The sequence below is a fragment of the Gluconobacter kanchanaburiensis NBRC 103587 genome (genome assembly GCF_007988905.1).
In the GTDB taxonomy this organism is placed as follows: Bacteria; Pseudomonadota; Alphaproteobacteria; order Acetobacterales; family Acetobacteraceae; genus Gluconobacter; species Gluconobacter kanchanaburiensis.
The window spans coordinates 50,397-65,243 of the sequence record NZ_BJVA01000014.1 but is presented as its reverse complement, the minus strand read 5'-3'; the positions used below and the strand labels follow the sequence as shown (position 1 = coordinate 65,243).

The following is a 14,847-nucleotide window of genomic DNA, read 5'->3' as shown; positions in this document are numbered from 1 at the left end:
TAAGGTGCCCGCATAACGCACTGACCGGAGAGCATCATGCGCGGGTTAATTGTTCCAGTACTGACTGTCCTTGCCGTATCGGGCGCGGCTTTCGGCACAGCCATGGCGCAGGATGCAGGGGGGGATGACGGCCCCAAGAAGCCGAGCATGCATGACCTGTATCACAACTCGTCTCTTCCCAAGAGCCATGCCGATTTTAGTCGTTACCGGTATCGCCCGCCGGGAGATAAGGTGATCGAGCAGCCGGACGCATTCCGGCTGTTGTTCCAGACGAAGGACGGCCAACCGGACGGTTACGCAGAACGCCGCGGAACATCGGTTTTTTATTATGACCGTTACGGCAAGCTGCGACAGATCCAGCCTCTGCCAGAAGATGCGTCTCCGGACTGATGATTTTCTTCAAAAAAAACGCCCTGTCAGAACAGGGCGTTTTTTTTTGAACTGTAAGCCGGAACGATGGGATCAGGACGCCATGAAACGGGAGAGAAATCTGGCTTTTTTCTTTGGGACTTGCTGAACAGGCATCCTGATCTCTTCAGGGAGCGTCGGCGCCGTCCGAATCTGGGGAGCGGGAGGGGGTGTATCTTCCATTGGAGGATGGAGCGAAAAACTCTCCCAGGGGAGTGCGTTGGGAGAATCGAAAACGATGTTGCCGTCAGGTGGAGACATCATATAGCCGTAAGGCGTCACCACTCGGAAAATATCCTTCATGAAATTGTTTTCGTAGAAAAAATCGTTCTGCTGCGGCGGTTTTTTAGGTGACAGTTTCAGTACGGAAGGATCATTCATGAAGCGGGTCAGGCGGATTTTTCCATTTTCGAACTGAAGATAGAAATACTGACCGTCGAAAATAGTGACGAGAAGTATGTCAGAGTTTACCTTTCGGGCGAACACGTTGACCGCTAAATCTCTGCCTCCAAAAAAATAACCAGATGCAAAGAGTGTTTCCGCACGAAGGGAATATTCCAGTCTCCCACCATGATAATCCATTATATTGAAAATATCAGCTCTGTAATTCGAGCCTACTTCCAATTCTATGTCGAGAGAAGATTCGGATATTATTTTATTTCTGAAATAGAATTCTACTTCTTTTGAGAGCGCGTGATATCCATTTCGAACCAGTTTATCCATCAGATTGGAGAAGGTATTTTGTTTAAGAAGAAATTCTTTATATCCCGGAAATTTCCCATCAATAAATTTTCGCATCATCAGAAAGCAGTAATAGGGATGTTTTTCATGAGCTACATCGTAATACTTCTTGATTTTATTTTTATGTGATCTTCTGATTTTTGTTAGAAGTTCACAGGTTGTTTTTATATCATCATAAACTAATGAGTGAACAATTTTAAGAAGATTTTCGGATCCTTGAAGTTGATCAATAATAACGTGACCACATTTAGGAAATAACACTTCTTCAAAGTTAATGATGGTTCTTAATTTTTGGACATTGAATTTATCCAATTTTCTATATGTATCATAGCAAACGATTAATTCATTGTTGACGTCGCCGGATTCTATGCAGTGGCCTGATTTTTCATCAGAAAAAATATTTTCTATTAAAGAATTCATGTCATCGCTTAGTAGTCCATCTCTTATTTTATCAGGTTCAGAGTGTATTAGTTTAGGATCTATCGTCCATTTTGGGGCTAGCGAAAGTATTCTATGGATATTTAATTTTTTAGAATACTTTATAGCCGGGTACGATCCCATGGATGGACCTATTGCAACAATTTTAGTGTATTTTGATGATATTTCCTTTATTTTTTCAATAAATTCATCTATTTCATCGCATATAAACCAGTTGTCTATTTTTGTTGTTAGTCCAATAGACGAAATATCATTTTTTGCAAAAATATTTCCGCCAAAAAATTTTTCTTTTGCCTCATGGGTATGAAATCTTCCTGGAAAAGTTATGACACAGTATTCTGTTTTTCCTTCATTATAATGAAGAACCAGTTCTTTTCCTTCCATTATGACCATAAGATCCAGCCTTTAAAAAAAATTTTATTCTCCTTAATAAATACTTATCGGTAGGGCGAGTCAATAATATTGGTATTTTTATGCCTTTTTTTGATGAGTTTAATGTATTTTTTGAAAATCACATATCTGTGTTGGCAATGACCCGGATTGAAGCCTCGGGTTTCCAGAGGCGATAACCATAGGCAGCAAGTATAACAAACCCGGCATAAAGCATTGCTGTGGGATAAAGGCCGCGACTGATGAATAGAGCCACATATGCGCTGTCTACCACGATCCACAGGGCCCATGTTTCTCTGTAGCGCATCGTATCCCAATATTGGGCAAGCATGCTGTAGGCGGTCAGTGTCGCGTCGGTAATTGGGGTTGGATCATTAGTGAACCGTGCCAGAATGAAGGCCCATACGGCGCTTCCTGTCGCACCCGATAATAGTCCTTTTAGAATCGCAACAGTTTTGGGGCGTCGAACCTGGATGCGGCCATCCGGGCTCTGTATTTTCTGCCAGTGGCGCCAGCCATAGACAACATAAAGGCAGAAGGCGATCTGAAGTCCCGCATCGGCGTAAAGGCGTGCTTTAAGGAAAATCCAGCAGTACAGGCCCGCTGCTGTCAGCGACACCGGCCAGCAGATCATGCTACGGCGGGACGTCAGCCAGACGGCGAGGGCACTGAGAACCGCACCTAGAACTTCGATCAGGGACATGCGGATGTCTTGAGAGTTTGTTCAAGCCAGTCCAGCATCTTCTGGCCGCTAGGGGAAGAAAACCAGTGCGCGTGCCCAAGGAGGTAGTCCGTATAGGCTGCTTTTACGCCGTTTTGGTCATGAACCAGCGTCTCATAATACGCGACTTCCGAGAGTGCATATTCAACATGGACCAGAGGAAGAAAGAGCGATACCAGCGAGCGCTCCGTATCAGAAATTGTATACCGGGTCTGATATCCGCGTAGAAATGCGTCTAGTCTGTCGAAGGCGACCGGACAGTCATTTTCTGGACGCAGCCATTCGATGGCGCTCCGCTCAATGGCGACGGCCAGATCATAGGCAGCACAGGTCTGGTCGGACATGCCAAAATCCAGAATGCCGCAGATCTGGGCATCCGGACCGGTGTCATCCCAGAAGAGGTTTGATGGGTGCCAGTCGCCATGTCCCCAGCGCGGCTGGATTTCTGATAAGTGCGGTTTAAGCCGTTCATGAAATTTCAGCAGGGCCGCCGGGATGTCTTTTCGCCAGAAGTGTCGTGTCAGAGCTTCTGCCAGTCCCGATTGTTGGGGAATCCAGCAGTTCAGACCCGCCATCAGATCGGGGGATGTGATGACTTCGAATGTTGAAAGCAGGGGGCGTGATGAGGGGCGTGCAGGAGCATCGAAACTCCTTGCCGCCTCATGAAGCTGACCAAGATGCAGGCCGGCTGAAAAGGCGTGCCTGATGTTGTGGAACGGCTCCCAGGACTGCACGGTCTCGTACAGGTCATGGCCGGGCATGATGGAGAAAACCTCGTAGGCTGATCCATTGAAGTCGAGAGCGGCCTGACCATCAGTCGTGCGCCACGTCTGGCCAACGGGAATGCCTCTTCCGGACAGGTGCGCGATGAAGCGGTGTTCTTCCGCTAGCGCTGTGGCGTTGCGCAGGCAATGGTCATGGCGTTTGACGAAGACGCGGCTTCCGTTTTCAAGTGATACAACGCCCGTTGAGGAAAATGGTCGCCGACCATGCCAGACTACCTGCCGGGCCGGAGCCGGTAGTGGAAAATGGGAGAGAACCCTTCGGACCTCGGGATCGGCCAGCGCAGGCCAGTCCCGTCTGTTTTCGAGGCCGTTGACGCCGAACTGCCCGGAAGCCTCCGCCATGCTCAGAACCCCGTCGAAGCGGTGAACAGTGCGGCAAACCCGCCCCCGATGAAGTAGCTCGGGGCACTTCCGGCGATGGTGGTGCCATACACGCCGGTCGTGTCTTTCGCATTCATGGTCGGGCTTGCCACGCCGGAAAGGTAGTGTTCGTTCGTGATGTTGATGAAATTCATCCGCAGGGTCGGCTGATGCAGATGGATATGGTCCGAGAAGCGGTAGCCAATGGCGAGATCGCCGGTCGTGTGATCCGAGACGCGCTCGTCATTCATGAAGGTTGCGTACTGGTGGCCGGTGTAATGCACGGTGGCGACACCGAAGATATGCCCGTCATCGTAGCTCAGCCCGGCCGCGGCCTGAAGGGTCGGGCTGCGGACGGCGATGCGGCCGCGGGTGCGTAGAAGGTCCCCGCCTGACATAAGGTCATTGTCGATCGTGGCATGCAGGTACTCGCCCGAGACATAGGGGCTGAAATGATGCCAAGGGCGCAGGCCGATTTCTACGTCCACGCCGCGTGAGGTCTGGCCACCCGCATTCATCGTCGTGCTGACAATGGAGCCGTTCTGGACAGCCTGCGTGGAGATCTGGCGATTGGTGAAGTTGTAGTTGAACAGCGTCAGGCTGCCGATGATCCAGCGTCCCGTGCGGCGGTATCCCAGCTCTTCAGAAATGGAATATTCGTTGCGAACGTCGGCCGATCCGGTTCCGTACATTTCGCCCGAAGAGGGGTCATAGGTGTTGTACAACGCGCTCTGGTCCGGGGCGCGGAAATTGGTCGTGGCGTTGAAGAAGAGCTGGTTTTCCGCGTCAATGCGCCAGCGCACGCCGAGGCGGGGCAGGGGCTCCATGCTGTTGGAACCGACATGGTATTGCGGGCCTGGCATGCTGTTCGTGCCATCGCGGCTCATCATGACGGCCTTGAAGCCGAGGTCGATGGTCAGATGGTCGTGCAGCAGGGACATGTGGTCGCCGATGAACAGCGCGTTGGTCTGCGAAATGGTGTGGAAGCTGCCGCCCAGAAGGCGTTCGCCGTTGGACAGGCGGATCACGTCGCGACCGTTTTGCGCCCAGATATCCGGGGCATAGCCATTGGTCTGAACCGCCGTGAAGGGCTGTTGCTCGTTGTCGTCGCCGTAATCGTACCAGTATCCGAGGACGAAATCGTTCCAGCCGGTTTTGTAGTGCAGCGCGCTGGTAAAGCCCGAACGGTAGCTGCGCTGGGTGTAATCCGCGCGGACAACGCCCACGCCGTCCTGCGCGCCGGGGAGGTTCAGCGTGTCCGACAGGGCCTGTGTGCCTTGGTAAAGTCCGGTTTCGGACAGCGTGCTTCCGCCTGGCCAGTTGCCATAGGCAAGCTGCGCGTAGGGTGTGACGTCCAGGGTCAGATGGTCGGTCAGGGTCAGATGGACCGGCGCGCCGCCATAAAGCGTGCGCTCTCCGTCCCGCCACAGACGCCAGTAATTCGCGCCGTTTTCCGGATTGCTGCTGTCATAATGAGCCAGCAGGTTGTTCTGGCCTTTGATCCCGTCCAATTTCCATGTGTCCATGGTGGGTTCGGGATACCAGCTCGTGATGGTCGTGTTGAAGGTGCCGATGAGGCTGGCGCGGTTGCCCTGCCCCCATTCCTTGAGGAGCTTGAAATCGACATGCTGCTTCTCGTCGCGTCCCGGTCCGCGCCAGTTGTCGGTCGCGCCATGGGAGTAGGAGACGAAGCCACGGATGCCGGTATGGGCGATGTCGCCAGTGTCGAGGCGGATGAATTCGCGGTTGGTGTTGTAGGATCCGTAAGACACGCTGGCGTCACCACCCGCTTTTTTGGCGGGGTCGCGGAAGGTCAGGTTCATCAGGCCCCCGGCGGCGTTCAGGACCGGACTGTCCAGATCGGCCGAGCCCTGTGACAGGGCAATTTCCTGATAGTTCTCACTGTCCGCGAACTGGCTGGGCGTGCCGGAATAGGCGGCGACATCGTTCAGCGGCATGCCTTCGAGCACATAACCGATAGCGCTGTTATCGAGCCCGCGGACGGTGATGTCGGTATTGGGGGAAAATCCCATTGGATCGGACGAGGACACATTGGCGCCGGGTAGCATGGCGGCAAGCTGGAAGGCCGTGGCCATGGGAGCCTGCTTGGAAATGAAATCCTGACTGACGGTACTGACGGATTTCACGCCGTCCTGCAGATGGATTAGGCCGCCTCCCGGCTGGTTTCCGGGCGCGCTCTCCGCAAGCCGGTGGACGATGATGTGTTCGGGGTGGGGCGAAGGCCGGGCGTAGGTAGAATGTGCCGCAGATTTTGACGGGGAGATTGCCCCGCTCTGTGTGACCTCCAGGGCGCGGGGAGAAGGCCTGTCGGCGGCACCCGCGGTTGACAGACAGACCGTCGTGCCGATCAGGACGGGCAGGACGCTGCGGTACGATCTGTATGCCATGATGAGAGACTCCTCGCCTGCAAGCAATGAGATCTCAGCTCTGACAGGAAAGGTTCAAGCTGCCGGCTGCGTCCTGCATGATTATGCGTCGGGCAGACAGCGACCACCATCCCTCCGCCAGTACGAACTGGATCAGGTTCAATGGGTCACTGCGCCGCGCGGTCCTTGACGGATATACCAGCAGAATCTCAGCCCTTTGCCGGGCTCCCCACGGTGAAACGCCACCAATCCTCCCTGGGCGCGAAATTGTCAATATTGGTCCAGCCGGGTGTGGGCGTTCGGTTCGTTATGTATTTCAAACAATTTCGAGAGAAATTTTTACCTGTCATTAGTAACGACACGCCTGGATTTAGAAAATATCACACGACTTTTCCGAAAATCATGTGAGGCCGTAGGTAAAAATGACCATCATGCTTCATGAGATTGGAAAACTTCCAATGTCCGTCAGAAAATCGAGGCTCTCTCCCGGTATGCAGGCCGCCTGGCGCGTTTCCTTCAGGTGTTTCATGAAAATAGCTGGAACCATCTGAAATTTTGGGAAAACTCCGCTCATGAAGCGCGGGAAGCTGCCTGCATCCAGAAAGACCTTTCCAGCCGGAGTGAGAATATCTGCCGCGTTCAGGACGATACGCTCGGAACGATCTGTGCTGGAATGGAGTTCGTAAAGAGGGTGATCTGACCTTCACGTTTCGGGAAGAGTTTCAGGGCCGGCATGAAGAATTCCGGCAGAATTTATGATCCAGATCTACCGCACGGCAACTGCCAAAATTTCCGATGCGACGTCCGAAATCGTGCCCGCTTCTGCAGAACTGAGTGAGCGCACGGAGCGTCAGGCAGGCAATCTCGCGGAGATTCCGCTTCCATCAATAGCACCACCCAAGCACCACTCAGACTGTGGGGCAGACCGCGCGTTCGGCGGTCGAAGCCCGTGGAACAGCTCTGGAAATGCGTGGTCAGACAGGTGTGATTTCGGTGATCATGCATTCCGCGAATGCGGCCATAATCGAGGCCGCACGTGCGGGTGGAGCCGGACAGGACTTCGATGTGCTGACCAAGGAAATCCGTGTCCTTGCGCAGAGTACGGAAAAATTGGCGCAGGATATTCGCAACATCATTATGTCCTCAGGACGACAGGTCGAGGAAGGTGTGCAACTTGTGGGTGAAGCCTACTGTTCGATGAACGTCATTAGCGAGCCTGTCGACGGCATTACGTTGCCGCTTGAGGATATCTCCCATTCCACGACCGGTGAGGCGGAAAGCCTCGAGAGGATTCACTTAGGTCATCAACGAAATGAAGCAGATGACCCTGAGGAGCGCGGCCATGGTAGAGCAGGTGAGTGTAGTCCGCTGCAATTCCGTTTCGGCCAGTCGCAGTCTTCGTCGTCATATGGTGCATCCTTCGCGGCCGCGCTCACAGGTGCCGTCTCCTGACGGCAGAGACAGGCTTTTGGAAGGCATTGAGGGAACATTTTCGAGACATGTCTCGACATCGGATCGGATATTCCCGACACTGATGGTATGTTTTCCGGTTTCTCTCGCTTTTTCCTCCTGATTGAGAGGGTCTGCCCGTGATGGGACAGGCCTTCCGGTCTCTTGGGAGGCGCAATTATCGCATCTGGGCCATGGGCGCTCTGGTCTCGAATATCGGGACATGGATGCAGATGACGACGCAGGACTGGCTCGTGCTGACGGAACTGACCCGGTACGACGCCACGGCTGTGGGTATCGTTACGGCTCTTCAGCTCGCGCCGCCCCTTCTGCTGATTCTTTGGACGGGAAGTATCGCCGATCGGGTTGAGAAGCACCGTTTTCTGCTTCTGACGCAGGCTGCCCTCGGAACACTGGCTGTTGGTCTGGGTCTTCTCGTCGTAACGGGTATGGTGCGATTGTGGCAGGTTGATCTGTTCGCGTTTCTGAGCGGCTGTGTGGCAGCGTTCGATAGTCCGGTGCGACAGATTTTCGCAGGCGAACTGGTCGGTGAAAAAGACCTGGCCAATGCGGTGGCGCTTAATTCGGTCTCCTATAATGCGGGGCGTATGATCGGACCGGCCGTAGCAGGGTTCTGTATCGCGGAACTGGGTTCGGGATGGTCATTCATCCTGAACGGGCTGTCGTTCTACGGCGTGCTGATGTCACTCCTCTCTCTGCGAACACAGGAACTGCATCACCTTGGACCCGCAAAATCCGGGCGCGCGGAGCGGGAAAAACAGGATCTGCTGACAGGCATCCGGTATGTCTGGCAGCGCGACGACCTCCGCACCATTCTGTTCATGCTGTTTCTGCTGGGCGCCTTCGGTCTTAATTTCCCAATCTATATTTCGACCATGGCCGTGAGCGTCTTTCATGTGGGGGCGCATGGCTATGGCATTCTCAATTCCGCCATGGCTGTCGGAACGATCTCAGGCGCGCTCTTTGCCGCCAGTCGCAAGACCATGAAATTTTCGGCGCTGCCGCAGGGAGCCGTGGTGTTTAGTATTGCCTGTTTCCTTGGCGCGCTTTCTCCGGGGTATTGGGCTTTTGCGGTTTCTCTGGTCATGGCGGGCATGGCCTCCCTGACGTTTACGGCTGTAAGCAACAGTTACATGCAACTCGCGACCGATCCCGGTCTGCGCGGACGTGTGGTCTCGATCCGTTTTGCTGTGTTCGCCGGGTCGTCTCCGCTGGGAGCGCCCTTGGTAGGTATGATTGCGAACTGTCTTGGTCCGCGCTGGGCTCTGGGCGTCGGAGGTCTGTCAGGAGTCTGTGCTGCGGCAGTCGCCTTTCTGTACCTGCGCCGGCAACGTGATGGTCAGGGAAAAGTGATCTGATGACATCCGGTCTGTGGTGTCGGGCAGTCATGAAAGGACTGATCATCTGGGGCATTCTGACGGTGGGGCTTGTTCTTTGGATGGGCTGTGTCGCTGCTCTCGGAGCCTCCGCGGTTCCGGCCTCCTCTGACATGGCAGTCGTTTTCGGGACGGCAGTGGATGCGAAAGGGCATCCACATCCCGCGCTGCGGGAGCGGCTGGAAGAAGGCCTTCGGCTCTGGCGCGCCGGATTGGTGCGCAGGGTGATGGTGAGTGGTGCGATCGAGAGCGGTAACAATCAGGATGAGGCGCGGATCATGGCTGACTGGCTGACTGCGCGGGGGGTTCCGGCAAGAGCTATTATTACCGACTCGCATGGTAACAACACCTGGCTGACGGCTCTGCATGTTGCCCGGCTGCATCCGGCAGGTGCGGTCGTCGTGACGCAATGGTTTCATGTTCCGCGTGCCGAATGGGCCCTGCACCGCGTTGGCGTGCATCCGGTCTCAGGAGCGGCGCCTTCCCGGTTCCGTTCGACCCAGCTCTGGTACCTGTTCCGGGAATGTGTGGCGCTTCCTGTCTATGCTCTGACGAAAGCGCCGTCAGGCTGACGGATTAGTAGGGAACCCCGATCTGTTCGATCGCCGTGGCGAGGGACGGGGCGAGTGGCATCATGGGCGCAAGCGTCGACTGATAGGCATGATACAGGTCGCCTTTGCCTTTGTAGATCGTTTCGGTCGGCTCTCCTTCAGGACTGACCTCGTTGAACCAGCTTCCGAAGTCGCGGTCGATCAGGGTAGTGTCGATATAGTCCCAGATCGTCCGGTACCAGTGTTCGTAATGGGGGTTTCCCGTACGTTTGTAGAGATTGATGGAGGCTGTCAACGCCTCCGCCTGAGCCCAGTGGATACGGCTGCGGTTGTGAGGGCCGTGCTCCCAGTTGATGGTATAAAGCATGCCCGGGCGGCCATCGGCGTTCCATCCGGTGTTCATGCCCGTCTCGAACAGGGCTTGTGCGTCATGCAGCATCCATTCGGGGGTCGTAAGTCCATGTCGCAGGAGAGCGGCTTCAAGCTTCACGGTCAGATGTGACCACTCCACGAAATGTCCGGGCGTCATGCCATATGGGCGCAGGTCGTCGTTTGGCTTGTCTTTGTGATAGTCGCGCAGAAGATTCCAGTTGCGATTGAAGTGTTCGGGCATCGCAAATCCTTCTCCCGCAGCCAGTTCGTGGACGAAGCGCGTGACGATCCTTCGCGCCCGATGGAGCCATTTTACGTCCCCCGTGACATCGGCCAGAGCCATGAAGGCTTCGGTGGAGTGCATGTTGCTGTTCGCCCCCCGATAGTCCTCCTCGTCGGACCAGTCCGGCGCGAAACTTTCGCGCATGACTCCTTCTTCCTCGCTCCAGAAATGCGTTTCGATCTGATGGATGGCGTCCTGAAGGAGTTCTCCGGCACCTTCCGCTCCGATCAACACAGCTGAAGAGGCTGCAAGAGCGACGAAAGCATGCAGATAGGCCTGTTTGCGGTCGTTGTCCTTGTCCGCGAAATGCTGCCAGCCGCCATGGGCATCATCCCGGAAGTTCGCGCGCAGGGCGTGGATGCCGTGCGTGACCAAAGGAGCGCTTCCGGGAAGGCCCTGAAGTTCCGCGACTGCATAGGCGTGAACGCAGCGCGCAGTGAGGGTTGCCTCGGGTCGTGCATTTTCGGGAAGCATTCCTTCGAGATCAAGGCCGGTAAAGCCGCCATCGACGCAGCCGGCCTTGCTGAAGTCCAGAAGCCGGCGCCCCTGCATTTCCAGCCATGCCCGGTGGGAGGGGCGACGGATCCAGCTGTCACGGCTGAGCAGGGTGGGCGAAAGGCGATCGGTCATGAAGCACTCCGGGCAGGTCGAGAGGTGTCGGCATCAGGACGTTTCAGGAGGGTCGGGGTTCCGGAGACTGTTCAGGAGCCTGTCGGGAACACCTGCGGGCAGCCTGTCTGCTCACGAAGATGCGCGTCCATGCGGATGTGGCTTGCGTCGCGCGATGGGTTTGCCGATACATGACAGTATGACTGACCGTCCCTCGATCATTGTCGCCCCGAGCCTTCTGGCTGCCGACTTTTCCCGCCTTGGTGAAGAGGTCGCTTCCGTTGCGCGCGCCCCCTGGCTTCACCTGGATGTGATGGACGGGCATTTCGTGCCCAACATCTCATTCGGCCCGCCTGTCATCGCCGCGTTGCGAAACCATACGGACGCGAAGTTCGACGTTCACCTGATGATCGATCCTGTGGATCCGTATCTGGAGGCGACGGCAAAGGCGGGCGCCGACCATATCACTGTCCATGTCGAGAATGCCCTTCATCTGCATCGCTCGCTGCAGACCATCCGGGCGCTGGGCTGTCGCCCGGGTGTGGCGATCTGTCCGGCAACGCCTGCGGTGGCGCTGTCCGAAGTCTTGGATCTGGTGGACATCATTCTCGTCATGACGGTCAATCCGGGATTTGGCGGTCAAAGCTTCCTGCACAGCCAGTTGGCCAAAATCCGGACGCTGGCGGCCATGATCCGCGAAAGCGGGCGGGACATTGTTCTGGCCGTGGATGGCGGAATCGATCCGCAGACCGCTCCCCTTGTCGTGGAAGCGGGAGCAACCATGCTTGTCGCGGGCTCCGCGGTATTTGGAAAAGAAGACCGCGCCGCTGCGATCCGGTCTCTTGAAGGGCCGTTCGTGGAACAGATGCCCTGATGACAGGCAGTCGCTGGCTTCGCGGTCTTCGTCTCTCCCTCGCTCGTCTCCCGCTGGGGGGGCAGACGTCTCAGGAGCCTGTTCATGCTTTCCGGGACCCATGGAAGGGCGATCCGGAACAGGGGGCGCGTCTGATTGCCGGGCATTTCTGTTTCGACCGGCAGGATTATGCCCTGCCAAAGGGGAGCTGGGAGCGCGGGCCTTGGCCGGGGCCTGTGCGGGAATGGCTGCATGGTTTCAGCTGGCTTCGGGATTTGCGGACGCTGGGAAGCGACCGGGCGAGAATGACGGCGCGGATGCTTGTCAGTGACTGGCTGGCGCATCCGCCCACCGATCCGCTGGTCGGCGATGCCTGCGTCACCGGATCCCGGCTGGCCTCATGGCTGTCGAATCATGAATTCTGTCTCGCGTCCGCCGACCTGGCTCTGCAGAAGCGCCTGATGGACCGGATGCTGGTGGAGGGACGGACTATCGCTGCCCTTCTGCCCCTTCCGCCGCAGGGCGCACGCGGACTGATGGCGTTCAGAGGGCTTCTCGCCGCGGCAATGGCGATGCCGGACCATACGGGTTTCATGTCGCGCTATCTGCGTTATCTCCCCGCCGAACTGGAACGCCTCATCCTTGCGGATGGCACGGTGATCGAGCGCAGCCCCGAGGCCCAGTTTCTCGTGGCGCGCGAATTGGCTGAGATGTCCGTCATGTTCCGTACGGCGCATGCCAGCGTTCCTCCCTTCATCGACCGGGCGCTGGACAGGGTCTGTCCCGTCCTGCGAGCCATGCGCCACGGTGACGGAGGGCTTGCCGTTTTCAATGGAGCGAACGAGCGGTACAGTGCTGCCGTCGAGGACGTACTGGCTCAGGGCTCCCGGCAGAAGTTGATTGCGCCAGCCATGCCGCAGGGGAAATTTACGCGCCTTGCGCTCGGAAAATCGCTGCTGATTGTGGACAGCGGTGCACCCGCCGCGGCCGGGTTCGATCATATGGCGCATGCTGGAACGATGTCCTTTGAATTTTCGCATCAGCGGCATCGTCTGTTCGTCAACTGCGGCAGCGCGGTGGTCGGAGCGTGGCGGGACGCTATGCGGTGTAGTGCTGCGCACACAGTCCTCGTGGCGGATGGACTGTCTTCGGCGGATTTCGGTCCTGATGGTGGCATGACCCGCCGGCCGGTCACCGTCTCCTGTGAACACCAGACCGACGGTTCCGCGCACTGGCTGGACATGGCGCATGACGGCTACCATGCGCCGCTGGGTGCGAAATGGACGCGCCGTCTCTATTTCGGGTCGGACGGTGAGGATTTCCGCGGGCAGGAACTGATCGACGGCGAACGGAACATCGACTTTGCGATCCGCTTCCATATTCATCCCGATGTCATGGTGACGCAGGATGATGAAGACATCATTCTTCAGGCAGGTGGGATGATTTGGCGTTTCAGGCAGCGCGGGGGTGTCGTTCGTCTCGAAAGCGACGTCTATCTCGGGCGCGGAAAGCGCGAATCCGGTCAGCAGATCATCATCACACCGTTGCCATCGCCGCCAGCGCAGGCCGATGCCGTGTTGCCGGATGGGCAAAGTGAAGCCATGCCAGTAGCCTCCGACACGCCCAAAACTGCCGGACGCGTCCATCAGAGCGTGACATGGCTTCTCGAACGTATTCCGGAATAACGGTTTCCGGACTGAAGGTGCGATCGTGAAGATCCTTGAAATCACCAATGTTGACTTCGCGCTCAGACAGTTTCTGCTGCCCCTGATGCGTGACCTCCGGGACGCTGGTCATGAGGTCCAGGGGGCCTGTGCGGAAGGCACGCATCTGGAGCCGGTAAGGGCCGAGGGCTTCACGGTACATGGCGTTCCCATGGCGCGCTCGCTTTCGCCGGTGGCCCAGTATCGGGCGTTTATGGCGCTGGTCCGGCTGATCCGGAAGGAAAAACCTGACCTTGTGCACGGACATATGCCGATCAGTGGTATTCTGGCGCGTTTTGCCGCACGGGTCTGCGGCGTGCGTGTCGTCGCCTATACCTGTCACGGCTTCCTGTTCAATCAGCCGGGTTCATGGAATCGACGCACGCTTTCGCTGGTTCTGGAATGGGCAGCGGGGCGCATCACCGACCTTTACATGACCGTCTCAAGCGAAGAAGCACGCGATGCACGCAGGCTTCACCTCAACCGAATCCCGATCGCCATCGGCAACGGCCGCAATCCGGAGCATTATCGCCCTTCGCCTGAAACGCGGGCCCGGTTGCGTGCGGAGCTTGGCGTGCCGGAGACGCGTCCTGTGGTGATCGTGGTGTCCCGTCTGGTACGGCACAAGGGACATCCTGAATTGCTACGGGCCATGGAAGACGTCCCGGACGCGGAACTCTGGGTCGTCGGTGAGCGGCTGCCTTCGGATCACGGAGCGGACATGACCGCAGCTTTTGCGCGAGCCACAGAGCGGCTGGGGTCCCGGCTGCGGCTGCTCGGGTACAGGGACGATGTCGCCGAACTTCTGACGGCGGCGGATATTTTTGCGCTGCCCAGTCATTTCGAAGGTCTGCCCATGTCGGTCATCGAAGCGATGCTGACGGGGCTGCCGGTCGTGGCTGCGAATGTGCGCGGACCTCGCGAGCAGGTGGTCGACGGGAAAACCGGTTTTCTGGTTCCGCCGGGACTTTCCGCACCGCTGGCGCGCGCGCTGTGCCGTTTGACGCAGGACAGGGCCCTGAGAGAAGAAATGGGGTGTTCGGGGCGGAAAATTGCGGTCGAGTCGTATGATGAACGCCGTATTCTCAGGCGTGTCGTTGCGCTTATGGAAGAGTCTTTTCGGCGCATTTCTTCCTGACCCAGAAAGCAATCGGGGCACTGGGTCTATCCGCCCTGCTGCCAAACAGCCTTTTGCGTGATGTGTCGGCATGGGTTGGAGATGATAACCCTTCTCAATAAAAAGCGTTCTGAAGGTGATTGGATACTGAAAGACATCCGTCATGGTGAGTTTTATTGGGTTTTTCGGAGTATGAATCTACGATTTGTTTTTGGTGTTATTTTCCGGACTGGAATACTCTTTTTATCATGACTGAAAATATCCCATAAACTTGTCTTTTGTT

The 14,847-nt window shown here is 56.6% G+C and carries 12 protein-coding genes and 1 riboswitch; of the genes, 7 read left to right on the top strand and 5 right to left on the bottom strand.

The features are described from left to right. Positions 1–36: 36 nt before the first annotated feature. Entirely contained in the window at positions 37–390 is a 354-nt protein-coding gene (locus tag GKA01_RS10790) for a hypothetical protein (protein ID WP_146862752.1), read from the top strand. Positions 391–462: 72 nt separating this feature from the next. On the opposite strand, the gene GKA01_RS10785 is transcribed toward GKA01_RS10790, so the two are convergent. The 4 genes from GKA01_RS10785 to GKA01_RS10770 all read right to left on the bottom strand — a co-directional run bounded on the left by GKA01_RS10785 (position 463) and on the right by GKA01_RS10770 (position 6,251). Continuing rightward, positions 463–1,971 (bottom strand): hypothetical protein, encoded by a 1,509-nt coding sequence (locus GKA01_RS10785; protein ID WP_146862749.1) that lies wholly within the window; start codon positions 1,969–1,971, stop codon positions 463–465. A 127-nt stretch (positions 1,972–2,098) separates the two neighbouring features. Then, positions 2,099–2,680: a nicotinamide riboside transporter PnuC gene (gene pnuC / locus GKA01_RS10780; protein WP_146862745.1), complete on the bottom strand. Its 582-nt coding sequence runs from the start codon at positions 2,678–2,680 to the stop codon at positions 2,099–2,101. After that, positions 2,671–3,825, bottom strand: a complete 1,155-nt coding sequence (locus tag GKA01_RS10775; protein ID WP_146862743.1) for a phosphotransferase enzyme family protein — start codon at positions 3,823–3,825, stop codon at positions 2,671–2,673. The genes pnuC and GKA01_RS10775 overlap by 10 nt, the downstream gene beginning before the upstream one ends. Positions 3,826–3,827: 2 nt before the next feature. Beyond that, a complete protein-coding gene (locus GKA01_RS10770) occupies positions 3,828–6,251 on the bottom strand; it encodes a TonB-dependent receptor (protein WP_146862740.1) in 2,424 nt (807 codons plus the stop codon). A gap of 92 nt (positions 6,252–6,343) precedes the next feature. Further along, a riboswitch (TPP riboswitch) is annotated at positions 6,344–6,472 on the bottom strand. A 673-nt stretch (positions 6,473–7,145) separates the two neighbouring features. On the opposite strand from GKA01_RS10770, the gene GKA01_RS10765 reads away from it, so the two are divergent. The 3 genes from GKA01_RS10765 to GKA01_RS10755 all read left to right on the top strand — a co-directional run bounded on the left by GKA01_RS10765 (position 7,146) and on the right by GKA01_RS10755 (position 9,648). Next, complete coding sequence (locus GKA01_RS10765; RefSeq protein WP_146862737.1) at positions 7,146–7,682, top strand: methyl-accepting chemotaxis protein; 537 nt, start codon at positions 7,146–7,148, stop codon at positions 7,680–7,682. Between the two features lie 137 nt (positions 7,683–7,819). Continuing rightward, the gene (locus GKA01_RS10760) at positions 7,820–9,058 is read left to right on the top strand and encodes an MFS transporter (RefSeq protein ID WP_208653411.1); all 1,239 of its coding nucleotides are present in this window, start codon (positions 7,820–7,822) and stop codon (positions 9,056–9,058) included. Then, positions 9,058–9,648, top strand: a complete 591-nt coding sequence (locus GKA01_RS10755) for a YdcF family protein (RefSeq protein ID WP_194265881.1) — start codon at positions 9,058–9,060, stop codon at positions 9,646–9,648. The genes GKA01_RS10760 and GKA01_RS10755 overlap by 1 nt, the downstream gene beginning before the upstream one ends. A 4-nt stretch (positions 9,649–9,652) precedes the next feature. Here GKA01_RS10755 and GKA01_RS10750 read toward each other — a convergent pair whose 3' ends face one another. Continuing rightward, complete coding sequence (locus GKA01_RS10750) at positions 9,653–10,912, bottom strand: AGE family epimerase/isomerase (RefSeq protein WP_146862731.1); 1,260 nt, start codon at positions 10,910–10,912, stop codon at positions 9,653–9,655. A gap of 178 nt (positions 10,913–11,090) precedes the next feature. Between GKA01_RS10750 and rpe the strand changes: the two genes are divergently transcribed. The 3 genes from rpe to GKA01_RS10735 are packed head-to-tail and all read left to right on the top strand — an operon-like array spanning position 11,091 to position 14,585. Further along, the gene (rpe, locus tag GKA01_RS10745) at positions 11,091–11,765 is read left to right on the top strand and encodes a ribulose-phosphate 3-epimerase (RefSeq protein ID WP_146862728.1); all 675 of its coding nucleotides are present in this window, start codon (positions 11,091–11,093) and stop codon (positions 11,763–11,765) included. Next, entirely contained in the window at positions 11,765–13,429 is a 1,665-nt protein-coding gene (locus GKA01_RS10740) for a heparinase II/III family protein (protein ID WP_146862725.1), read from the top strand. Before rpe ends, GKA01_RS10740 begins: the two co-directional genes overlap by 1 nt. A gap of 25 nt (positions 13,430–13,454) precedes the next feature. Beyond that, positions 13,455–14,585 carry a glycosyltransferase family 4 protein gene (locus GKA01_RS10735; RefSeq protein ID WP_146862722.1) on the top strand — a complete coding sequence of 377 codons (1,131 nt, stop codon included), beginning with the start codon at positions 13,455–13,457 and terminating at the stop codon, positions 14,583–14,585. Positions 14,586–14,847 lie beyond the last annotated feature (262 nt).